Source organism: Aeromonas aquatilis (genome assembly GCF_054052405.1).
Genome location: NZ_JBSTYP010000038.1, coordinates 1 through 23,339, shown reverse-complemented (window position 1 = coordinate 23,339; position 23,339 = coordinate 1). Strand labels below are relative to the sequence as shown.

Annotated in this window: 21 protein-coding genes; 3 read left to right on the top strand and 18 right to left on the bottom strand. The window is 59.5% G+C overall.

The genetic code is table 11. From position 1 onward, the window contains the following. Positions 1–10 precede the first annotated feature (10 nt). The 3 genes from coaE to yacG are packed head-to-tail and all read left to right on the top strand — an operon-like array spanning position 11 to position 1,589. Positions 11–625 (top strand): dephospho-CoA kinase, encoded by a 615-nt coding sequence (coaE, locus tag ACW5W8_RS15505; RefSeq protein ID WP_498628560.1) that lies wholly within the window; start codon positions 11–13, stop codon positions 623–625. A gap of 37 nt (positions 626–662) precedes the next feature. Beyond that, complete coding sequence (zapD, locus tag ACW5W8_RS15500; RefSeq protein WP_498628559.1) at positions 663–1,385, top strand: cell division protein ZapD; 723 nt, start codon at positions 663–665, stop codon at positions 1,383–1,385. Between the two features lie 9 nt (positions 1,386–1,394). Then, positions 1,395–1,589 (top strand): DNA gyrase inhibitor YacG, encoded by a 195-nt coding sequence (gene yacG / locus ACW5W8_RS15495; RefSeq protein WP_498628558.1) that lies wholly within the window; start codon positions 1,395–1,397, stop codon positions 1,587–1,589. 77 nt (positions 1,590–1,666) lie between these two features. On the opposite strand, the gene mutT is transcribed toward yacG, so the two are convergent. The 18 genes from mutT to mraZ form a co-directional block, all read right to left on the bottom strand. Next, positions 1,667–2,071 carry an 8-oxo-dGTP diphosphatase MutT gene (mutT, locus tag ACW5W8_RS15490; protein ID WP_042655679.1) on the bottom strand — a complete coding sequence of 135 codons (405 nt, stop codon included), beginning with the start codon at positions 2,069–2,071 and terminating at the stop codon, positions 1,667–1,669. Between the two features lie 74 nt (positions 2,072–2,145). Continuing rightward, complete coding sequence (gene secA, locus ACW5W8_RS15485; protein ID WP_498628557.1) at positions 2,146–4,866, bottom strand: preprotein translocase subunit SecA; 2,721 nt, start codon at positions 4,864–4,866, stop codon at positions 2,146–2,148. 59 nt (positions 4,867–4,925) lie between these two features. After that, positions 4,926–5,831 (bottom strand): M23 family metallopeptidase, encoded by a 906-nt coding sequence (locus ACW5W8_RS15480; protein ID WP_307896089.1) that lies wholly within the window; start codon positions 5,829–5,831, stop codon positions 4,926–4,928. Positions 5,832–5,971: 140 nt separating this feature from the next. Beyond that, entirely contained in the window at positions 5,972–6,895 is a 924-nt protein-coding gene (lpxC, locus tag ACW5W8_RS15475; protein ID WP_201908666.1) for a UDP-3-O-acyl-N-acetylglucosamine deacetylase, read from the bottom strand. A gap of 99 nt (positions 6,896–6,994) precedes the next feature. Further along, the gene (gene ftsZ, locus ACW5W8_RS15470) at positions 6,995–8,146 is read right to left on the bottom strand and encodes a cell division protein FtsZ (protein ID WP_005336147.1); all 1,152 of its coding nucleotides are present in this window, start codon (positions 8,144–8,146) and stop codon (positions 6,995–6,997) included. Positions 8,147–8,185: 39 nt separating this feature from the next. After that, on the bottom strand, positions 8,186–9,445 hold the full coding sequence (ftsA, locus tag ACW5W8_RS15465) for a cell division protein FtsA (RefSeq protein ID WP_005336148.1): 1,260 nt from the start codon (positions 9,443–9,445) through the stop codon (positions 8,186–8,188). Then, positions 9,426–10,178 carry a cell division protein FtsQ/DivIB gene (locus tag ACW5W8_RS15460; RefSeq protein ID WP_498628556.1) on the bottom strand — a complete coding sequence of 251 codons (753 nt, stop codon included), beginning with the start codon at positions 10,176–10,178 and terminating at the stop codon, positions 9,426–9,428. Before ACW5W8_RS15460 ends, ftsA begins: the two co-directional genes overlap by 20 nt. 98 nt (positions 10,179–10,276) lie before the next feature. Then, positions 10,277–11,731: a UDP-N-acetylmuramate--L-alanine ligase gene (gene murC, locus ACW5W8_RS15455; RefSeq protein ID WP_498628555.1), complete on the bottom strand. Its 1,455-nt coding sequence runs from the start codon at positions 11,729–11,731 to the stop codon at positions 10,277–10,279. A 111-nt stretch (positions 11,732–11,842) separates the two neighbouring features. Then, entirely contained in the window at positions 11,843–12,925 is a 1,083-nt protein-coding gene (murG, locus tag ACW5W8_RS15450; RefSeq protein WP_498628554.1) for an undecaprenyldiphospho-muramoylpentapeptide beta-N-acetylglucosaminyltransferase, read from the bottom strand. After that, positions 12,925–14,106 (bottom strand): cell division protein FtsW, encoded by a 1,182-nt coding sequence (gene ftsW, locus ACW5W8_RS15445; RefSeq protein WP_005336154.1) that lies wholly within the window; start codon positions 14,104–14,106, stop codon positions 12,925–12,927. Before ftsW ends, murG begins: the two co-directional genes overlap by 1 nt. Before the next feature lie 91 nt (positions 14,107–14,197). Further along, positions 14,198–15,481: a UDP-N-acetylmuramoyl-L-alanine--D-glutamate ligase gene (gene murD / locus ACW5W8_RS15440; RefSeq protein ID WP_498628553.1), complete on the bottom strand. Its 1,284-nt coding sequence runs from the start codon at positions 15,479–15,481 to the stop codon at positions 14,198–14,200. Positions 15,482–15,485: 4 nt separating this feature from the next. Beyond that, positions 15,486–16,568, bottom strand: a complete 1,083-nt coding sequence (gene mraY / locus ACW5W8_RS15435; protein ID WP_498628552.1) for a phospho-N-acetylmuramoyl-pentapeptide-transferase — start codon at positions 16,566–16,568, stop codon at positions 15,486–15,488. Continuing rightward, on the bottom strand, positions 16,562–17,917 hold the full coding sequence (locus ACW5W8_RS15430; protein ID WP_498628551.1) for a UDP-N-acetylmuramoyl-tripeptide--D-alanyl-D-alanine ligase: 1,356 nt from the start codon (positions 17,915–17,917) through the stop codon (positions 16,562–16,564). Before ACW5W8_RS15430 ends, mraY begins: the two co-directional genes overlap by 7 nt. After that, a complete protein-coding gene (gene murE, locus ACW5W8_RS15425) occupies positions 17,914–19,446 on the bottom strand; it encodes a UDP-N-acetylmuramoyl-L-alanyl-D-glutamate--2,6-diaminopimelate ligase (RefSeq protein WP_498628550.1) in 1,533 nt (510 codons plus the stop codon). The genes ACW5W8_RS15430 and murE overlap by 4 nt, the downstream gene beginning before the upstream one ends. Then, the gene (locus ACW5W8_RS15420; protein WP_498628549.1) at positions 19,379–21,133 is read right to left on the bottom strand and encodes a penicillin-binding transpeptidase domain-containing protein; all 1,755 of its coding nucleotides are present in this window, start codon (positions 21,131–21,133) and stop codon (positions 19,379–19,381) included. Before ACW5W8_RS15420 ends, murE begins: the two co-directional genes overlap by 68 nt. After that, complete coding sequence (ftsL, locus tag ACW5W8_RS15415; protein WP_005336166.1) at positions 21,130–21,444, bottom strand: cell division protein FtsL; 315 nt, start codon at positions 21,442–21,444, stop codon at positions 21,130–21,132. The genes ACW5W8_RS15420 and ftsL overlap by 4 nt, the downstream gene beginning before the upstream one ends. 3 nt (positions 21,445–21,447) lie before the next feature. After that, a complete protein-coding gene (gene rsmH / locus ACW5W8_RS15410; RefSeq protein ID WP_005336168.1) occupies positions 21,448–22,386 on the bottom strand; it encodes a 16S rRNA (cytosine(1402)-N(4))-methyltransferase RsmH in 939 nt (312 codons plus the stop codon). Further along, the gene (gene mraZ / locus ACW5W8_RS15405; RefSeq protein ID WP_013723406.1) at positions 22,387–22,845 is read right to left on the bottom strand and encodes a division/cell wall cluster transcriptional repressor MraZ; all 459 of its coding nucleotides are present in this window, start codon (positions 22,843–22,845) and stop codon (positions 22,387–22,389) included. Between the last annotated feature and the right edge of the window lie 494 nt (positions 22,846–23,339).

Below are 23,339 nucleotides of genomic sequence, written 5' to 3'. Positions count from 1 at the left end.
AGAGGCCCCCATGTATGTAGTTGCTATCACAGGTGGTATCGGCAGCGGCAAGACCACTATCGCCAATCAGTTTGCCGCGCTGGGTATCGAGGTGGTGGATGCCGATGTGATCGCCCGTGAAGTGGTCGAGCCGGGCACCCCGGCCCTTGCCGCCATCGCCGACCATTTTGGCCCGGATGTGATTGATCCGAGCGGTCAACTCGACCGTCGCGCCCTGCGCGAGCGGGTCTTCAGCGACCCACAGGCCAAGGAGTGGCTCAATGCCCTGCTTCATCCGCTTATTCGCAGCGAAATGCAGCGCCAATGTGCCGCGGCCAGTTCTCCTTACTGCCTGCTGGTGGTGCCGCTGCTGGTGGAGAACAAACTCACCGGCCTCGCCAACCGGGTGCTGGCGATCGATGTGGATGAAGCCACCCAGATTGAGCGCACCTGTCGCCGGGATGGGGTATCGGCCGAGCAGGCCAAGGCCATCATCGCCGCCCAGGCGAGCCGGTCGGAACGCCTCGCCGCGGCGGATGATGTCATCGAAAACCACAATGGCAGCGAAATAGCGATTAAAACGCGGATTTTGGCACTGCACGAGACATATCTGGCAATTGCCTCTCAACAAGCCCGCCAAGTGTGAGTACACTAGGCCGGTTTATGGCTGGCCAGGATTAGGCATGATTTACGATTTCCCCCTCAATGAAAAAAGCCGGACCTATCTTCGTCTGGAGTCCCTGTTTTCCCAGATCCGCGACAATCTGGAGAGTGAACAATCCTGGGCACATATCGCCTTCTTCAAGGGGCTGTTCGATCTGCAGGAGTTGCTGGAGCGTGGTGACCTGCGCGCAGACCTCATCAAGGATCTGGAGCGTCTCGGCCAGCGTCTGAGCCACTGGGCCAGCCTGCCCGATGTCGATCTGGAGCAGATCAAACTGATGCAGCAAGAGAGCAGCCAGCTCTCTCGCAACCTGCTCAACTCGCCACGCCCGGGAGCCCGCCTGAAAGAGGATCGTCTGCTCGGCTCCATCCGCCAGCGCTTCTCCATCCCCGGCGGTCTGTGTGCCTTCGATGTACCGCAGTTGCACCACTGGCTAGGTACGCCAGCCATTACCCGCCATCAGCAAATGCAGCTGTGGCTGAGCGACATCAACCTGCTGATGAATGCCATCACCCTGCTGCTGCGCCTGTGGCGCGAGTCAGGCAGTTTCAGTGAGCAGGTTGCCAGCAACGGTTTCTTCCAGGACACCGCCGAGAGCGCTGAGCTTATCCGCATCAAGCTGCCGGGCAATCTGTTCTGCTACCCGACCCTGAGCGGCCACAAGAACCGCTTCGCCTTGCGCTTTCTGCCCACCGCAGAACAGCCGATTGGCGACGTGCCGTTCCAGCTCGCCTGCTGCTAAGGAGGGCTTATGGTCACCAAGGTAAAGTGTCCGACCTGTCAGAGCGAAGTGGAATGGGGCCCGCAGAGCCCGTTCCGCCCCTTCTGCAGCAAGCGCTGCCAGCTGATCGATCTCGGCGAATGGGCCGATGAAGAGAAGCGGATCCCGGGGGAGAGCAACCCGGATCTGCTGCCGGAGCCGGAAGAGGGCGATCAGTGGCTATAAGCCTCCGGTCACTCACCTCTGCAATATCAAAAAAGGGCCTATTGGCCCTTTTTTGATGCTTGTTGATTACTACCGGCTCAAGCCAGCAGACCTTGTAGCCGCGCTACAATCGGGCCATTGGCATCGGGGAAGTGGTAGTTGTGCAGCTCGGCCACCGGTACCCACAGACACTCCTGCCCCTCCTTGCCGAACGGTTCGCCGCTGAAACGGGTCACCTTCCAGATATCCAGCAACACCTGCTTCTCCGGGTAGTCGTGCTGCAGCTCCATGAAGGGTGTGCAATCCTGTACCCGGATGCCGATCTCTTCCCACAGCTCCCGATCCAGCGCGGTGAGCAGATCCTCGCCCGACTCTACCTTGCCACCGGGAAACTCCCAGCGATCCCCCTGATGGCGATCGGAGGAGCGTCTGGCGATGAAGATATCGCCCCGTTCATTCTCGATGACGCCAACCGCCACCCAGATCCGTTTTTTCTGTTCCATCAATTACCTCTGTTCGCTTGTTGCCACCAATAACAAGGCGGGCACTTGGCCCGCCTGTTATGGCATTGCGTCGATCAGGTCAACTGACCGTGGCAGTGCTTGTACTTCTTGCCGGAGCCGCACGGGCAGGGATCGTTGCGACCGACCTTCTGCTCGTCACGTACGAAGGTGGTGTGCCCCTCTTCGCCTGCGGCCTGTTCATCGGCCAACTGGCTCTCTGCAGCAGCGTGGGTGTAAGTGCGGGGAGCTGCTTCCGCCTGCTGGCGCTGCTGCTCTTCCATCGCCTCCACATCGCGCTCCTGCACCTGAACACGGCTCAGGATGCTGACCACGTCGCGCTTGAGGGTTTCCAGCATCTGGGTGAACAGATCGAAGGATTCGCGCTTGTACTCCTGCTTGGGGTTCTTCTGGGCGTAACCGCGCAGATGGATGCCCTGACGCAGGTGATCCATGGCCGCCAGATGTTCTTTCCAGAGGCCATCCAGGGTTTGCAGCATCACCGCCTTCTCGAAGTTGCGCAGCACCTCTTTGCCGACCAGCTCTTCCTTGTGGGCATAGAGCTTGGTGGCTTCGTCCAGAATGCGCTCGCGCAGCTTCTCTTCGTACAGCTTGTCGTCTTCCGCCAGCCACTGCTGCAGCGGCAGATCCAGCGCGAAGTCGGCCTTCAGGCGCGCTTCCAGACCCGGCACGTCCCACATCTCTTCCAGAGACTGGGGCGGGATGTACTCGTCGATCACCGCGCCGTAGACGTCGTCACGGATAACGTGGATGGTCTCGGAGATGTCGTTGGTATCCAGCAGCTCGTTACGCTGCTCGTAGACCACCTTGCGCTGGTCGTTGGCAACGTCATCAAACTCCAGCAAGCTCTTGCGGATGTCGAAGTTGCGACCTTCCACCTTGCGCTGGGCGTTTTCGATCGCCTTGGTGACCCACGGGTGCTCGATGGCTTCGCCCTCTTCCATGCCCAGCTTCTTCATCATGCCGGTCACGCGATCGGAGGCGAAGATCCGCATCAGGGTATCTTCCATGGAGAGGTAGAAACGGGAGGAACCCGGGTCACCCTGACGACCGGAACGGCCGCGCAGCTGGTTGTCGATACGACGGGATTCGTGACGCTCGGTGCCGATAATGTGCAGGCCGCCGGCGGCCAGCACGGCATCGTGACGCACCTGCCAGGCGGCTTTCAGCTCGGTAATCTGCTCGCTGGTCGGGTTCTCCAGCTTGGCAATCTCTGCCTGCCAATTGCCGCCCAACACGATGTCGGTACCACGACCGGCCATGTTGGTGGCGATGGTGACCGCGCCAGTCTGACCGGCCTGGGCGACGATCTCCGCTTCCATGGCGTGGAACTTGGCGTTCAGCACCTTGTGCGGGATCTTCTCCTTGGTCAGAATGCTGGAGAGCAGCTCGGAGTTCTCGATAGAGACAGTACCAACCAGTACAGGCTGGCCCTTGGCCACGCACTGACGGATATCTTCGATGATGGCGGCATACTTCTCATTGGCAGTCAGGTAGACCAGATCGCCCATGTCCTTGCGCACCATTGGCTTGTTGGTCGGGATAACTACGGTATCCAGGCCATAAATCTGCTGGAATTCAAAGGCTTCTGTATCCGCAGTACCTGTCATCCCCGCCAGCTTGTTGTAAAGACGGAAGTAGTTCTGGAAGGTGATGGATGCCAGCGTCTGGTTCTCGTTCTGGATCTTCACCCCTTCCTTCGCTTCAACGGCCTGATGCAGACCATCGGACCAGCGACGACCCGGCATGGTACGGCCAGTGTGCTCGTCGACGATGACGATCTCGTCTTTCTGGACGATATAGTCCACGTTGCGCTCGAACAGGGTGTGAGCACGCAAACCCGCATTGACGTGATGCAGCAGGCTGATGTTGGAGGCGGAGAACAGGGAGTCGTTCTCGTCCAGCAGCCCCTCTTTCTTGAGCAGCTCTTCCACGAAGATCTGGCCGTTTTCGGTCAGCAGGGCCTGACGGTTCTTCTCATCTACTGTGTAGTGACCGTCACCGGTGTACTCTTCTGTGTCTTCCTTATCCTGTTTGACCAGCAGCGGGATCAGCTTGTTGACGCGGATATAGAGCTCTGAGCTGTCTTCAGCCGGGCCGGAGATGATCAGCGGAGTACGGGCTTCATCGATAAGCACCGAGTCCACCTCATCCACCAGCGCGTAGTTGAGCGGACGCTGTACCCGCTGCTCCGGCGAGAACGCCATGTTGTCGCGCAGGTAGTCGAAACCGAATTCGTTGTTGGTACCGTAGGTGATGTCGGCGGCGTAGGCGTCACGCTTCTGGGACGCATCCATACCGGGCACGTTGCAATCGACGGTCATGCCGAGGAAGGCGAACAGTGGACGGTTAGCTTCCGCATCACGCTTGGCCAGGTAGTCGTTCACCGTTACCACGTGCACACCGCGACCACTCAGGGCGTTCAGGTAAGCTGGCAGAGTCGCCGTAAGAGTCTTACCTTCACCGGTTTTCATTTCCGCGATGCGGTTGGAGTTCAGCACCATGCCGCCGATCAGCTGCACGTCGAAGTGGCGCATGCCAAACACCCGCTTGGAGGCTTCACGCACGGTCGCGAACGCTTCCGGCAGCAACTGCTCCAGGGTCTCACCCTGCTCGATACGCTGACGATATTCAGCCGTTTTGGCCTGCAACTCGGCATCGGACAGAGCCTCGAACTGCGGCTCCATGGCATTGATCTGTTTTACAATTTTGCGCAAAGCCTTGAGCGTTCTGTCGTTCCGGCTGCCGATAATCTTGGTAAGCAGTGTGCTAATCATGGGTACCAACTATTTCTGGTTATAAAAGCGTTCCGTCACTGGAACCTGAAGAAAAAAACCTAACCCCGTCTGGCACTGAGAAAGCGTGCGGGGTTGACCTGACGACCATCTTTCAACACTTCGTAATGCAAATGGACCCCGGTCGCGCGACCGGTGCGTCCCATCAAGGCAATCTTCTGACCCTGATCAACCAAGGTGCCCACCTCGACCAGCAACTTGGAGTTGTGGGCATAGCGGGTGACCAGGCCATTGCCGTGATTAATCTCCACCATATTGCCAAATTCCGGATGACGGCCCGCCCAGCTGACAATGCCGGGCCCGGTGGCCAGAATCGGGGTTCCGGGTTTGCCACGGAAATCGACCCCTTTGTGCATCTTGGCACGCCCGTTGAACGGATCGACCCGTCCACCAAACCCGGACGAGACCCAAACTCGCTCCTGCTTGACTGGCGTGCCGGAAATAAAACCGGCATCGGTGATATGGTGATTCATGATGAAAGATTCAAGTACCGACAGCTGCTCTTCACGGCTGCTGAGCTGCTGGCTGAGGTGTTTCATCGAGGCTTGCAGCTCGTTGAGGCTCACTTCCAGCTCTTCATCATAAGAAGGGCCGCCCATGGGGGGCAGCTCTTTGAAATTGAACTCGTCGGGATCGAGATCGGCCTGCTCGGTCAATCGTTCGCCGAGGGCATTGAGACGGCCAAGCTGGCCTTGCATGGTGCCCACCTGAGCAGCCAGCATTGCCAACTGTTCACGGGCTTCGTCGCCACTCTGGTCGACGGACTGTTGCTCGGCAACGGCAAGCGCCACTTCCAGCGCCTCCATTTTCTGGTGCCAACTCTGCCAGAGCCAACCACTACCAAGGGCCAACAGGGAGAAGAGAATACCGCCGACCCAGGCCAGACGTTGTTTGGGCAGGTGCAACTTGCGTCGCTGCTTGCCGTGGAGGATCAGGGTAATGCTCATAGAAATCAGTCTGCTCGGTCAGGTGCGGCCAGGAGCCTGCACGGGAAATAAAACCGGGAGATAATCGGTATTAAAGGATGGAGTAAACAAATGACGGAACGTCGGTGCGGAGAGAGGACCGACGTTCCGTTGCACAGCTATCAGGCCAGAACCAGACCGTTATCGTAGTAAGCGATAGGCGCTTTGTCGCCCTCACCCTCGAAGGTCACCAGTTCCCAAGCCTCCTGCTCGGCCAGCAAGGCACGCAGCAGCTTGTTGTTCAGGGCATGTCCGGTCTTGTAGGCACGGAATTCACCGATGATGCTGCGGTTACACATATAGAGGTCACCGATCGCGTCCAGCATCTTGTGCTTGACGAACTCGTCCTCATAACGCAAACCGTCTTCGTTCAGCACCCGATAGTCGTCCAGTACCACGGCGTTTTCCAGGCTTCCGCCCAGCGCCAGGTTCTGGGAACGCAGGTACTCGATATCACGCATGAACCCGAAGGTACGGGCACGGCTGATCTCTTTCACGAAGGAGGCACCGGAGAAGTCCAGTACGCAACGCTGATTGCGCCCTTCAAAGACCGGATGCTGGAAATCGATCTCGAGATCCATCTTGAAGCCGTTGCGATAGGGGTGGAATTCCGCCCACTTGTCGCCATCTTCAACCCGGATGCTCTGCTTGATCCGCACAAACTGCTTGGCCGCATTTTGCTCACGGATCCCGACTTCCTGCAGCAGGTAGATAAAGGGATGCGCACTGCCGTCCATCACCGGGATCTCGGGCGCGTCAACCTCGACATAGAGGTTGTCGATCCCCATCCCGGCCAGCGCGGCAGAAAGGTGCTCAATGGTAGAGACACGGACACCGGCTTCGTTGACCAGAGCGGTACAGAGCACGGTATCGCGCACCTGATCGGCATTGGCTGGCAGCTCCACCACAGGATTCAGGTCGGTACGCAAGTAAACGATTCCTGTGTTCACAGGCGCCGGACGGAACGTCATGGTGACTTTCCGGCCCGAATGCAGGCCGACACCGGTCGCCTGTACACTCGTTTTCAAGGTTCTTTGTCTAATCATGGGTGTACCCTAAACAGCTTAAAATCCGGACCAGATGGTCGTTGGCAGGCCATCTTAGCACATTCCTTGAACAACAAACAAACGAGAGCCATAAGAGGCTTAATCAGCTTGCTTGCGCAGGAACGCCGGAATATCCAGGTAATCCGGTTCACGACGAGCTTGCGGCTCGGCGTTGACCACCTTGGCCGGGGCTTCGTCCATCACGCGGCCTTGCATCATGTCGCTAACCAGCGGCTGACGCACCGGGCGCTCTTGCACCTGGCTGCTCTTGACCAGCGTGATGTCCGGCTTGCGCTCGGCACCGATACCGGTAGCAACCACGGTCACACGCAGTTCGTCGTGCATTTCTGGATCGATTACGGTACCCACAACTACAGTGGCGTTCTCGGAAGCGAAGGCCTTGACCGCGTTACCCACGGTTTCGAACTCTTCGATGGTCATGTCCATACCGGCGGTGATGTTAACCAGGATGCCACGGGCGCCGGCTAGATCCACATCTTCCAGCAGCGGGCTGGAGATGGCTTTCTCGGCCGCTTCTTCGGCACGGTCATCACCGGAGGCGGAACCGGTACCCATCATGGCGGTACCCATTTCACGCATCACGGTACGCACGTCCGCGAAGTCGACGTTGATCAAGCCCGGACGGGTGATCAGCTCGGCAATGCCCTGTACCGCACCCAGCAGTACATCGTTGGCCGCCTTGAAGGCATCCAGCAGGGAGATACCGCGACCCAGCACCTTCAGCAACTTGTCGTTGGGGATGGTGATCAGGGAGTCGACGTTCTTGGAAAGCTCTTCGATACCGTGGGCGGCAAAGCCCATCCGCTTCTTCCCTTCGAAGGAGAACGGCTTGGTCACCACAGCAACGGTCAGGATGCCCATCTCGCGTGCCACTTCGGCCACGATCGGCGCAGCACCGGTACCGGTACCACCACCCATACCGGCGGCGATGAACACCATGTCGGAACCGGTCAGCAGCTCACGCAGTGCTTCGCGATCTTCCATGGCCGCATCACGACCCACTTCCGGATTGGCGCCGGCACCCAGACCCTTGGTGATGCCACCGCCGATCTGCAGGGTAGTGTTGGCGCTGGAGTTACGCAGAGCCTGGGCGTCGGTGTTGACGGTAATAAACTCAACACCCTCAATATTTTGACGAACCATGTGCTCGACAGCGTTACCGCCGCCGCCACCTACACCGATCACTTTAATGACGGCTTCGTCAGTGTGGCTATCCATAAATTCAAACATGTTGTCTCTCCGCTTTATTTGCCTGACTCAGCAAAATTCTTAGAACTCGCCACGCAGCCAGTTGCTAACCCGTTTGACCAGGCCACCGACGCTTGCCTTGGCGGCATATTCTTTGTTGCTACCTGTGGCTTGATGGGTGCGGCCATATTGCAGCAACCCGACCGCAGTCGAGTACACCGGTGCCTGCACGTAATCACTCAAACCACGTATGTTCATGGGCTCTCCCACCCGGACCTGGCTCTGGAAGATCTGCTCTGCACACTCCACAATGCCTTCAATCTGGGCAGCGCCGCCGGTCAAGACCACACCGGCTGCCAGCTGATGCTTGACCCCCTGCGCTTTCAACTCGCTTTGTACCCGCACCAGCTCATCATTCACCATGGAGAGCAACTCGGTGTAACGGGGCTCAATCACTTCAGCCAGTGTCTGCCGTTGCAGGCTGCGCGCCGGGCGACCGCCGACACTGGGTACTTCAATATTGTCTTCCTTGCTGACCAGACGACCGAGGGCACAGCCGTAGCGCACCTTGATCGCTTCCGCGTCGAGCGGCGGCGTGCCGAAGGCGTAGGCGATGTCGCTGGTCACAGTGCTGCCAGCGTACGGGATCACCTTGGTGTGGCGCAGGGCACCGCCGGTAAACAGCGACATGTCCATGGTTCCGCCACCGATGTCCACCACGCAGACACCCAGCTCTTTCTCATCTTCGGTCAACACGGCATAGCTGGAGGCCAGCGCGGAGAAGATCAGTTGATCCACGCGCAAGCCGACCTTCTCCACACATTTCTCAATGTTGCGTGCCATGTCGTTGTGGCAGGTGATCAGGTGAACCTTGGCTGCCATCCGCACACCGGAGAGGCCAACGGGATTCTTGATCCCTTCCTGATAATCGATGGCAAACTCCTGAGGCAGTACATGCAGCACCCGCAGCTCATCGGAGAGGCGAACCGACTTGGCAGTGTGGATCACGTTGTCCACATCCTCCTGGGTCACCTCTTCATCGGAGATGGGCACCATGCCGGTCTCGTTGCGGCAATCAATATGCTTGCCGGACAACCCCAGATAGACAGAGCTGATCTGGCAATCTGCCATCATCTCGGCCTCTTCCACCGCGCGGCGCAGTGACTTGACCACGGAGTCGAGGTCATTGACCCCGCCCTTCTCCATTCCGCGAGAAGCGTGACTGCCCATACCGATGACGTTCAGTTCACCGTCCGGCAATACTTCCCCGACCAGAACCGCCACCTTGGTTGTGCCGATATCCAGTCCGACAATCAAATTCCTATCTGCGGTGTTGGTCATGCACTTTCTCTTCGCTCTTCTTCCAGCCAACTGCCATTCCGGTGTCGTATCGAAGATCCACGTAAGCGACTTGCGCACGGGGTTCGATAACCGGGAAGGCATCGATAAACCGCTGCAACCGGAGCGCAATGTCATTGCGTCCCAGGAACAGCTTGATATTGCCATCCAGGGTCAGTTCCCAGGCATGGCGGGGGGTCAGATTCACCCCCAGCAACTTGTATCCCTTGGCAGCCAGTTGCGACTCGTACTGCCGACTCTCTTTCAACACCCGGGCGGCCTGGTCATCCGGCCCTGACAGCTGCAACAGCGGCGTCTTGACCCGATCCGGGGCACTGAATACCTTGCCCTTGGTGTTGACGAAGCGGTTGCCATTCCAGCGCGCCGCCACATCTTGTTCCGTGAGGTAGATCTTGATCTTGTTCGGCCACTTCTTTCGTACCGAGACCTGAGCTACCCATGGCAAGGCATTGAGCCGTGCCTGCAATTCGTTAACGTCCAATTCGAAGAAGTTGCGCAGTTCCGCGCCATCCAGAACGGCCATCCGCAGCTCTTCGGTTTGCAAATACTGGTGTTGCCCCTGCAGCAACAGCTCGCTCATGGGCAACCGGTTGGCATCTGTCAGCCAACCTTTAACATCCAGCGCCGTCCGGTAGCAGCCCCATATCACCAGCAGGAAAAACACTACCCCTGCGATGAAGCCACCCTTGGTGCGCCCCTGTGCCCTTGCCTCCACCCGATCGATCCCCGTGTAACGCGCTAAACCGGCCTTTGGACAGACCGGTTCGCCATTATATAGGCCCCGGCTTGGCGGTCAAAATACTCATTGGGCCCTCAGGCACCAGATTTCATGCTATCTATGCTCAATTTCATCTCTCCGAGACGGCGGGCAAGTGCCCCGACGTTCCCGGCACCCTGAGTCAGCACCAAATCCCCCTCGCCGATCAGGTCGGCCAGCACGGCTGGTACATCGTCCGGCGTCGCCACAAAGACGGGTTCAAGATTGCCACGGGAGCGAATGGAGCGACACAGAGCCCGTCCATCAGCGCCCGGGATCGGCTCCTCACCGGCAGCATAAACCTCCAGCATCACCAGCACGTCTACCTTGGAGAGCACATCGGCGAAGTCCTCGTAGAGGTCGCGGGTGCGGGTATAACGGTGCGGCTGGAACACCATCACCAGACGCTTCTCGGGCCAACCGGCACGGGCGGCGTTGATGGTGACCTTCACTTCGCTCGGGTGGTGACCGTAATCGTCCACCAGCATCGCCTTGCCGCGACCGGTTTCAAACTCGCCATACTGCTGGAAGCGACGACCGACCCCTTCAAATTTGGCCAGAGCAGAGATGATGGCCTCATCGCTAACCCCGTCCTCTGTCGCGACAGCAATCGCCGCGGCAGCGTTCAAGGCGTTGTGGATCCCCGGCAAGTTGAGGGTTACCTGCAGCTCACCCGCATCTTTGCGGCGCACCCGGAAGCAGCTGTGGTTGGTGGTCTGGACAAAATCCAGCACCTGCACGTCGGCATCGTCAGAGAGACCGTAGGTCAGGGTCGGGCGGGCAATCTCGGGCAACATGCCACGGATCACCGGATCATCGATGCAGACCACCGCCAGTCCGTAGAAAGGCAGGTTGTGCAGAAACTCGATAAAGGTAGCCTTCAGCTTGGAGAAATCACCGCCGTAGGTGTCCATGTGATCCGCTTCGATGTTTGTCACGATAGAGACCATCGGCTGCAGATGCAGGAAAGAGGCGTCGCTCTCGTCCGCTTCGGCAATCAGGTAACGGCTGCTGCCCAGGCGGGCATTGGTACCGGCACTGTTGAGCAGGCCACCGATAACGAAAGTCGGATCGCGGTCGGCTTCGGCATAGATGCTCGCCACCAGACTGGTGGTGGTTGTCTTGCCGTGAGTACCGGCGATGGCGATACCGTGACGGAAACGCATCAGCTCGGCCAGCATCTCGGCGCGGCGCACCACCGGGATCCGCAGTTCGCGGGCAGCCAGCAGCTCCGGGTTGTCCTGCTTGATGGCGGTAGAGACCACCACCACACTGGCACCCTCGACGTGTTCGGCACTGTGGCCAACGAAGATGTGGGCGCCCAGTCCGGCCAACCGCTCGGTCACAGCGTTGCGAGCCAGATCAGAACCCGTTACCTGATACCCTTCGTTGGCAAGCACTTCGGCGATCCCGCCCATACCAGCACCACCGATGCCGATAAAGTGGATGCGACGCACGCGGCGCATTTCGGGAATCACAGTACGCAGTTTTGCCAGTTCAACCTTGGTCATAATCGTCTCTTTAGTCTGCCGCAGGCCATGTGCCATCAAAGCGCGGCTGCACGGCGGCATCAATATAGTCAGGTACAAGGCTGCACGGTGTCACCGCTGCAACCTTGCTCATCAATCTTTACCACGCTGCCCGGTTGCGAGCTGTTTGCACTCATCCGCAACCCGCTCGGCCGCATCTGTGATGGCGACGCGGCGAGCCGCTTTCGCCATGTTAAACAGGGTCTCCCTACGACCAGCCAGCCAGGTCAGACGTGCCGCAAGTGACGCGGTATTCAGCTCGGACTGGGGCAGAAACTCGGCAGCACCGCCGTCGACCAGTGTCAGGGCGTTACGGGTCTGGTGATCATCCACCGCATGGGGCAGTGGCACGAAAATGGCAGCCACACCGGCGGCAGCTACCTCGGAAACAGTCAGCGCACCGGCACGGCAGACCACCAGGTCGGCCCAGGCGTAGGCGCTGGCCATATCCTTGATAAATTCGCTCACCTCAGCATTGATGCCGTGTTGGGCATAGGCAGCAGACACTGTCTCGGCATTGCCCTTGCCACACTGGTGACGCACTTCGATGGGCACGCCGGATGCCGCCACCGCAGCAGGTACCTGCTCGTTGAGCACCCGCGCCCCCAGACTGCCGCCCACGATCAACAGATGCAGCGGCTCGGCTCCGCTGCGCAGTTGCGGATCCGGCAGGGCGACCACTTCGGGACGCACCGGATTGCCCACCACTGCGGTGCGACGGCTCGGCGCGAAGGCGCCCGGAAATGCCATCAACACCCGCCTGGCGATACGGGCCAGTAACTTGTTGGTCATGCCTGCAGCAGCATTCTGCTCATGGAGCAGCAGCGGGATGCCGGCGAACCAGGCCGCCACGCCACCCGGGCCGGAAGCAAAACCGCCCATGCCGAGCACCACATCAGGGCGAACAGTTTTGAGCACCTGACGCGCCTGCAAGATCGATTTGACGATGCGATAGGGCGCAACCAGCAGTCGCTTGATGCCGTTGCCACGCACCCCCTGAATATCGATGAAGGAGATGGGGTAACCGTGGGCGGGCACCAGTTCCGCCTCCATCCGGTCGGCAGTGCCGAGCCAGTGGACAGTCCAGCCCTGGGCCTTCAGGCGATCGGCCACGGCCAGACCGGGGAACACATGCCCACCGGTACCACCTGCCATCACCAACAGAGTCTTGCTCACTAAACCTCCCGCACGCGCGCCTGGGCTGTCGCCTGACGCAACTCAAAATCGATTCGAATCAACATGCTCACCGCCACCGACATGATGATGAGACTGGAACCACCGTAACTCACCAGCGGCAGGGTCAAGCCCTTGGTTGGCATCATGCCGCTGGCCGCGCCGACGTTAACGAAGGTCTGGAAGCTGAACCAGATGCCGATGCCAATGGCCAGATAACCGTCATAGAGCCGCTCTGCCACCAGCGCGCGATGCCCCAGCTTGAGCGCCTTGACCGCCAACGCAAAAATCAGGAACAGGGCGCCCAGCACCCCGACGTAACCCAGCTCTTCACCGAGGATCGCAAACACGAAGTCGGTGTGCGCTTCCGGCAGGTACTCCATCTTCTGGATGGAGTTGCCAAGCCCTTCGCCAAACCAGCTGCCACGACCAAACGCCATCAGCGACTGGGTCAACTGGTAGCCGCTGCCAAACGGATCGGCCCAAGGGTCCATAAAGGAGGTCACCCGCCGCATCCGGTAGGGCTCGACGATGATCAGCATCACCACAGAGCCGAGACCCGCGCCGATCAGGGTCAAAAACTGCCCCAGTCGGGCACCGGCCAGAAACAACATGCCGAACGAGGTAACGAACATCACCACGGTAGAACCCAGGTCAGGTTGCAACAGCAGCAAGACCGCCAGCACCCCGAACACCGCCAGCGGTTTCAGGAAGCCGATCCAGGCTTCGCGCACTTCGCTCTGGCGCCGCACCAGATAACCGGCCAGATAGACAAACAGCGCCAGCTTGCCAAACTCGGCAGGCTGCAGGTTAAAGGGGCCAAGCGGCAACCAGCGCACCGCACCGTTGACGTTCCGCCCCACCAGCAGCACCAGCACCAACATCAAGATCGCCAGCAGCAGCATGGGGCCGTTGTGCTGTTGCCAGCGCGCCATCGGCACCTGCAACACAAACCAGGAGATACCGAGCGCCATCACCAGAAACAGGGCGTGACGCTTCACAAACATGAAGGGGTCATCTCCCAGCGCAATCCCTTCGGGGATCGACGCCGAGGCCACGATGACAACCCCGACCGCCATCAGGGAGAGCGCCAGCAGTACCAGCTGTCGATCGTAGAGACCGGCAGGACGCGCCGGTAACAACCAGCGCTGGAACAAACCTGCTGCTGCGCGAAGGGCGTTCATAGTGCCAGCACCAGTTCAGCGGTAAGGCGATCACCGCGAACGTCGAAGGATGTGAAGAGGTTAAGCCCGTTCAGGCTGGCAAGGTAGGCGTTCATAGCATCTGTACCATCTCGGTGAAGCGATCACCGCGCACCTCGAACGACTTGAACTGATCGAGGCTGGCACAGGCTGGCGCCAGCAGCACCCAGTCACCGGGCTTGGCATCGGCCGCCGCTTTGGCAACCGCAGCGGCCAGGTCGGCCACCCGTTCGGTCTGCTCGCCCAGCGCCAGCAGCACCTCGGCATCCTGACCGAAGCAGTACATGTGATCGATCTGGTTGCCCAGCAGCGCCTGGATCGGGCCAAAATCCTGCCCCTTGCCCTGACCACCGGCCAGCAGCAGCAGGCGCCCCTTGACCGACTCGCGCACACCGGCAACGGCAGCCAGCGTGGCTCCCACGTTGGTGGCCTTGGAGTCGTTGATCCAGCGCACCCCGTTCACTTCGCGCACGAAGCGGGCGCGATGGGGCAAGCCCTCGAAGCGGCGCAGCACGGTGAGTTGCGCAGCGCGGGGAATGCCGACTGCATCGCACAGCGCCATGGCGGCAAGGGCGTTGGCCTGATTGTGGGCACCGACGATCTTCATCTCGTCTACCGCCAGCAGTGGTTCACCGTGCAGGGTCAGCCAGTAGCGGCCATCCAGCAGGCAACGGCCATAGCCATTGCAGTCGAGACCAAAGCTCTGCCACACCTGACCCACGTCGGGCAGGGTCTGGGTATCGTCGCGGTTGACCAAAATGTGTTTGGAGTTCTGATGGATCTCCATCTTAGCGGCGCGGTAATCGGCCATGCCCTGATAACGATCCATGTGATCTTCTGAGAGGTTCAGCACCACGGAGGCGGCAGCACGCAAACTGTGAGTAGTTTCCAGCTGGAAGCTGGAGAGCTCCAGCACGCAGAGATCCATCGGCTGCTTGAGCAGCTCCAGCGCAGGCGTGCCGATATTGCCGCCCACGCCGACATTGAGTCCGGCTTCGGCAATCATCTCGCCCACCAGGGTAGTGACGGTGCTCTTGCCGTTGGAGCCGGTAATGGCGATGACCGGGGTCTGGGTCTCACGAACAAACAGCTCGATATCACCGACGATCTGTACGCCACACTCGGCAGCCGCTTTCAATTCGGGGGTCGCCAGCGCGATACCCGGGCTCGCGACGATCATGTGCGCCTGCTTGAGCAGTGCCTCGTCGAGACCGTGAATGAGCTCTACCTCAGGCGGCAGTTGATCCTTGCCGGGCGGGTTGGCGCGAGTATCCATCACCAGTGGCGTCACGCCACGGCCGAGGAAGTAATCGACACAAGAGAGCCCGGTTTTGCCCAATCCGATGATGATGATCATGGCCTTACCTCACCTTCAGGGTGGCAAGACCCAGCAGTACCAGCACGAGGGTGATGATCCAGAAGCGCACGATAACGCGCGGCTCCGGCCAGCCCTTCTTCTCGTAGTGGTGATGGATCGGCGCCATGCGGAAGATCCGCACGCCGCGCAGTTTGTATGATCCCACCTGCAGGATCACCGAGACGGTCTCCATCACGAAGACGCCACCCATGATTACCAGCAGGAACTCCTGACGGACCAGCACGGCGATGGTGCCGAGCGCGCCGCCCAGTGCCAGGGAACCGACATCCCCCATGAAGACCTGCGCCGGATAGGTGTTGAACCAGAGGAAACCCAGACCCGCCCCGACAATAGCGGTACAGACGATCACCAGCTCGGAGGTATAGGGCACGTAGGGAATGTGCAGGTAGTTGGCAAAGTTGACGTTACCGGTGGCCCAGGCAATCAGGGCAAAGCCCCCCGCCACCATCACGGTCGGCATGATGGCCAGGCCGTCGAGACCATCGGTCAGGTTGACCGCATTGGAGGTGCCGACGATGACAAAGTAGGTCAGCACGATAAACATCAGGCCAAGCTGCGGCATTACATCCTTGAGGAAAGGCACCACCAGCTGGGTCTGACCCTCATGGGTCACGGTCGCATAGAGGAACACCGCCACCGCCAGCGCTACCGCAGACTGCCAGAAGTACTTCCAGCGCGCGATCAGGCCGTCGGTATTCTTGCGCACCACCTTGAGGTAGTCATCGGCAAAGCCGATGGCGCCGTAGGCACCCAGCACAAACAGCACCAGCCAGACATAGGGGTTGTCGAGGCGGCACCAGAGCAGCACAGACGTGAAAATCGCAGCAATGATCATCAGGCCACCCATAGTCGGGGTGCCCCGCTTGCTGAGGTGGGACTCGGGACCGTCGTTGCGGATCACCTGACCGAATTTCAGGATCTGCAGGCGACGGATCAGCCGCGGCCCCATCCAGAGGGCAACCCCCAGTCCGGTGATGATCGACAGGATGGCGCGAAACGTCAGGTAGGAGAAGACGTTGAAGAAGGTGAAGTGCGGGGTGAGCAGTTCAGCCAGCCAGACTAGCATGCAGCTGACTCCTGATGGTCGACGACCATCTTGACGATATCTTCCATACGGGAGCCACGAGCCCCTTTGACCAGAATCGAAATTTCCTGATGTGTATTAATCATTTGCGCAAGCACTTCAAACAACGACGCCTTGTTATCGAAATGTCGGCCAGCCGCGGCATCTGCGGTATGGCGACTCTCTTCCCCTACTGTCAGCACGGCATCCAGACCGCACTCGCGGGCATGATGGCCAACCCGGGCATGTTGCTCGGCAGACTCCTCACCCAGTTCCCGCATGTCACCGAACACCAGCACCTTGAAGCCGCTCATGGCGGTCAGGGCATCGATGCCCGCCAGCACGGACTCCACGCTGGCGTTGTAGGTATCGTCCACCAGGGTCAGACCGCCCCAGTGCTGGACACAGAAGCGTCCCTTGACCGGAGCCATCTGCTCCAGACCGGCTTTGACCGAGGCCAGAGAAGCACCAAGTGCCAGCGTACCGGCAGCAGCAGCCAGCGCATTGGCCACGTTATGGCGGCCGGGGATCGCCAGAGTCAGGCTCACCTCGCCCTGCGGGGTCACCATCACGAACTCGGCACAACCCTTAGCGTTGAGAACCACATCGCGAGCATGGAACGGCTGGCTCTGATCTTCGATGGAGAAGGCGCAGCGAATGCCACGCTCGCGCCATTTCGGCCAGAATTCGTTGTCGGCATTGACGATGGCGGTGCCGCCTTCGCTCAAGCCCTCAAAAATTTCGCTCTTGGCGTGGTAGATCCCCTCAAGAGAGCCGAAGCCCTCAAGATGGGCCGCCGCCACGTTGTTGATGATGGCGGCATCGGGCTTGGCCAGCGAGGTAGTCCAAGCGATCTCGCCCTTGTGGTTTGCTCCCAGCTCCATCACCGCAAACTTGTGTTGCGGCTCGAGGCGCAGCAGAGTGAGCGGCACCCCCACCTCATTGTTGAAGTTGCCGGCGGTGGCCAGCACCTCTCCTTCATGACGCAGGATGGCGGTAGCCATCTCCTTCACTGTGGTCTTGCCGCAGCTGCCGGTGATAGCCAGCACTTTCGGGTTGATGCGCTCACGCACCAGTTTGCCGAGACGGCCCAGCCCCTTGAGGGTATCGGCTACCACCAGTTGGGGAATGGCCAGCGGCAGTTCGCGCTCGACCAGCAGGGCTGAGGCTCCTGCGGCTAGCGCCTGATCGCAAAAATCGTGGGCATCGAAGCGCTCGCCACGCAGTGCAACAAACAGAGCGCCAGAACCCAGAGTACGGGTATCGGTGCTGACTGCAGTAATCTCGCCATCTTCACCAATCAGACGGGCATCAAGCACCAGCGCCAGCTCGGCAAGCCTGAGGGTCATCATTTGAATGACTCCATTAATGTGTGCAAAGCAGCAGCGACGGTTTCCCGGTCGCTATAGTGCCGCTTGTCGGTTCCAATGATCTGATAATCCTCGTGACCCTTACCGGCCACCAGGATGATGTCCTGTTTGCTCGCCTGACCGATGGCCAGCGCAATCGCCTTGACCCGGTCGTGCTCCACCTGCACCGCAGCAGGATCGCGAAGACCCGCCACCATGTCGGCCATGATCCGGGCCGGCTCCTCGGTACGGGGATTGTCGTCGGTCAGGATCACGCGATCCGCATACTGTTCAGCCATGGCAGCCATCATGGGGCGCTTGCCGCGATCGCGGTCGCCACCACAACCGACCAGACACCAGAGCTGGCCAGTGCAGTGCACCCGCAGGGCCTGCAATGCCTTTTCCAGCGCATCTGGGGTGTGGGCGTAATCGACCACCGCCAGCGGCGTATCGCCACCGCCAAAACACTCCATGCGACCGGTGACCGGCTGCAATTGAGGCGCTGTCGCCAGCAGCTCGTGGAAGTCGTAACCAAGCACCAGCATCACGCCCATCGCCGCCAGCACATTGCTGACGTTGAAGCGCCCGAGCAAGGGGGCGGATAATACACCATTCCCCCAGCTGGAGTTAATCTGCGCGCGAAAACCTTGCTGGTGAAAATCAAGCTGCTGCGCCGTTAATTGACGGCCAGAATGGTGTTCAATCGGGCCATCCACACTGAAGGCCACCGCTGCTGGGTATTTTTCGAGCCACTTGGCACCCAACTCGTCATCGCGGTTGATCACCGCATTCGACTCATCGACCAACTGCAGCAGCTGCTCCTTGGCCGCGCCATAAGCTTCCATGGTGCCGTGATAGTCGAGGTGATCCCGACTCAGGTTGGTGAAGACCGCGGCAGCAAACGGCAAGGCTGCAACCCGATGCTGCACCAGACCATGGCTGGAGACCTCCATCGCCACCAGATCCGCCCCCTGCGCTTGCAGCGCAGCCAGATTGGCTTGCACCTGCACGGCGCTGCCGGTGGTATTTTCCGCTTCGATCAGATGGCCAAACAGGCCGTTGCCGATGGTGCCCATCACGCCGGCCTTGCCACCCAGCAGGGTACGCCAGTTGGCAACCAGCAGTGCCGTAGTGCTCTTGCCGTTGGTGCCGGTGATGCCAACCAGTTCAAGTTTTGTAGCTGGCTGGTCGTAGAAATAGCCGGAGAGCGCAGAGAGGTGGACAGGCAAATCCCGCATCCCGATACAGGGAACCGAATTCGATGGCGGGACGAATTCACCATCCTCCTCAAACACAACAGCGGTCGCTCCCTGAGCCACCGCCTGTTCGATAAACCGTCTGCCATCCATCTGATGACCACGAATGGCCACGAAGAGCGAGCCGGGGCCAGCCCGCCGACTATCCAGCTGGATATCGGTCAGGGTGAGCGCCGGCGCCTGGATGCCGAAGGGGCGCAGTAATGCATCAAGTGCGCGGGACAAGAGGAGCCTCCGTACGGGCAAGTTTGGTGGGCACCGCAGGCGGCACCGCATCGGGACGAATATTGAAGAGCTGCAGCACCCCGCCCATGGCCTCTGCAAACGGCGGGGTCGCAACGGCGCCGCCATAATAGGCACTGCCTTTTGGCTCGTTGATCACCACCACCATGACGAAACGGGGGTCACTGGCTGGCGCGAAACCGGCAAACCAGGCCATGTAATCCTTGCCGTAGCCACCGGCGACGGCGACCTTGGCGGTACCACTCTTGCCGCCGACCCGATAGCCCGGGATCTTGGCTTTTGGAATGGCGTTGTCGACCACGTACTCCAGCGCCTGCAACATGGCAGAGGCGTTGTTGTGGTCGATCACTTGCTCACCCTTGGGCGGCGTAGTCACCTTGACGATGGAGAGCGGCACCCGCTTGCCCTTGTTGGCCAGGGTGGCGTAGGCGGAAGCCAGTTGCAGCGGGGTAACCCGCAGACCATAACCGAACGAGAGGGTCGCCCGTTCGATATCAGACCAGCGACGACGCTGGGGCAGCATGCCGCTGCTCTCGCCCATCAGCCCGCTGCCCGTATCCATGCCGAACCCGAACATGCTGAGGGTGTTGATCATCTCCTGCGCCGGCATTCGCAGCGCGATGCGCGACATACCGATGTTGGAGGAGTAGCGCAGGATATCGTAGAGGTTGGTCGCCTTGTGGATACTGACGTCCTTGATCTGCTTGGCACCGATAAAGAGCGGACCACCGGGAATGAAATCTTTCCAGCTGGTGACACCTGCCTGCAAGGCACTGAGCAAAATCAATGGCTTGACGGTCGAACCCGGCTCGTAGGTATCGGTCACCACCCGGTTGCGCACCCGGAAGCTCTGGTACTGGCCGCGGTTATTCGGGTTGTAGGAGGGGGTGTTGACCATGGCGAGCACTTCACCGGTCTTGATATCCAGCATCACCATGGAGCCGGAGGTCGCCTTGTTCTCGTCGGTTGCGCGTTTTAGGGCACGATAGGCCAGTGCCTGAACCCGCTGATCGATACTGAGCTGCAGATCGTTGGCGTTCTTGCCCTCTTTGACGATGCCAAGCCGCTCGATGACCCGGCCCTGACGATCCTTGCGCACCCGCATCTCGCCGGGTGTGGCCGTCAGCCACTCGTTGTAACTGCGCTCAATCCCTTCAATGCCGCTGCCATCGATGTTGGTCACCCCCACCAGATGGGCACTTATCTCGCCGGTCGGGTAGAAGCGGCGCGCTTCGGGACGCAGGTAGATGCCACCCAGCTTGAGGCCCTTGATATATTCCGCCACAGCAGGAGTCACCTGACGCTGCAAATAGACGAAACGCTTGCTGGGGTTGGCGATGCGGTGTTTGAGGGTATTGATGTCAAGCTTGAGCACGGCGGAGAGCGCCAGCCAGGCTCGCTCATTATTGATGGCGCCAGATTCATGTACTGTCTTGGGATCGGCCCAGACCGCCTCGACCGGTACCGAAACCGCCAGCTGCTCACCGTTGCGATCGGTGATCATGCCGCGCACCGCCTGGGTAGAGGTGGTACGCAGGGAGCGCATGTCCCCTTCCTGACGCAGACGATCCGGATTGATCACCTGAATCCAGGCCAGACGCAGGATCAGACCCACAAACGCGATGCCGATAAACACCGCAAGCGTGCGAAAGCGCCACGGATAGATCGATGGCGCTTTGACAGTCGCTTTGGCAGCCTTGGCTGTAGCCTTGCGTTTCATGGTTGGGTAATTACCTTCTCGGTTGTCACCAGCGGACGACCCATCTGCAACTTGTCCATCGCCAGACTCGCCACCCGGGAGTGTTCAGCCAGGGTGCCCTGCTCCAGCAGTAGATGGCGCCATTCGATATTGAGGCGATCCTCTTCTGCCATCAGATCGTTCTGCTTGGCCGTCAGACCACGGGTCATGTTGGTCACCAGAATGACGGCAAATGCGGTCACCAGCACGGCGACCGACAGAAAAATCTGCAGCTTGTGCCGCCAGAGATCGGCAACGATCTCCTTGGCCAGATGAACACGCACTTCGCTCATCGCTTACTCCGCCAGCCGCTCGGCAACCCGCAGCACCGAGCTGCGTGACCGGCTGTTTTCAGATACTTCATGATCAGAAGGCTTGAGCGCCTTGCCGACCGACTTCAATTTGCGACCGCCTGCCAGCTGGGCCTCGGTCAGCGGAATGCCGTAAGGCACTTCCGGCCCCTTCTCGTGCTTGCGGATAAAATGCTTCACCAATCTGTCTTCCAGCGAATGGAAGCTGATCACCGACAGACGGCCGTGTGGTGCCAGCACTTCCAGCGCACCGTTGAGCGCGGTTTCGATCTCGTCCAGCTCGCTGTTGATATAGATGCGGATGGCCTGGAAGCTGCGGGTTGCCGCGTGCTTGCCCTTCTCCTTGCTCGGATTGACCCGGGCAATCATCTCCGCCAGCTGACGGGTACGTACGTAAGGCTCGGTCACCCGGTCGTGGACGATAGCGCGGGCGATCTTCTTGGCAAAACGCTCCTCACCGAAGGTCTTCAGCACCCAGGCGATGTCATCCACATCGGCCTTTGCCAGCCACTCGGCGGCACTTTGGCCGGAGGTGGGGTCCATCCGCATATCGAGCGGACCATCTTTCATAAAACTGAAGCCACGCTCGGCATCATCCAGCTGGGGTGAAGAGACCCCCAGATCCAGCAGGAAGCCATCCACCTTGCCCAGCAAACCACGCTCATCCAGATAGGAGGCGATGCCGGAGAAGGGGCCATGCACGATTTCAAAACGGGGATCCTGGATCTTGGCCGCTTCGGCGATCGCCTGGGGATCGCGGTCGATGGCGATCAGGCGGCCATTGGGGCCAAGGTGCTGCAGGATCAGACGAGAATGACCACCACGGCCAAAAGTACCGTCGACGTAGACACCGTCCGGCTTGATGGCCAGACCTTCAACGGCTTCGTGCAGCAGCACTGTGATGTGTTCAGCGGCTTGGGTCATTTATAAAGAGAAATCCTGTAGTCGTGGTGAGCTTGCCCAATCGTCCCCGGGCAGACCCAAGATGTCGTCATTGACCTGTTGTTGCCAGCGGGCTTCATCCCACAACTCAAACTTGTTGAGCTGGCCCACCAGCATGATTTTCTTGTCCAGCCCGGCATGGTTGCGCAGTGGCTGACTGAGCAGCAGACGGCCATTGCCATCCAGCTCGCATTCGGTTGCATGTCCCAGCAGCAGACGCTGCAAACGGCGCTCTTGCGGATTCATGCTGGAGAGAGTCTTGAGCTTGCGCTCGACCTCTTCCCATTCATTCAGGGGATAAAGCAGCAAACAGGGATGGGCAATATCGATGGTGCAGACCAGCTGGCCGTCGCTTTCGTCGCGCAGCCAATCACGGAATTTGGTCGGAATCGCCAACCGCCCTTTACTGTCCAGGCTGATGGCATGAGCGCCACGCAACAAATTGCAGTCCCTGAAGGTGAGTGAGCAGGCAGATTGCCCCTCTAAAAACCACTTTGATCCACTTTTCCCCACATTGAAGTTTAAGGACGTGCAGGGGGCTTTTCAAGCAAGGAGATGGGACAGGGGGAACATATTGACGCAGCATTTGCATACCGCGGATTGAGTGGGTTGATTTTCCACAAGTTATTTGGCGTTAAACTCTGGTGATTAATTGAAATAAGTGAATTAACTGAGAACAGACACAATATGCGGATGCGAACAGCCATCCGGTGTCCTATCACCATCTATCGCTGCCATTGCGCTAAATACGAGACTATTCGATTGATTTAAAACATATAATCACATTCAACATGGCGAGACCAAAAATATCAGAACAACGCAGCCATATTTTCTCATGCATAAAAAAAGGCTATGTCCCAATTACGTGTTGCATGGGGTGTCCCAGCGCCTCATGCATACACGCTTTGATATTCACCTCCTTCCCGTAACGCTCC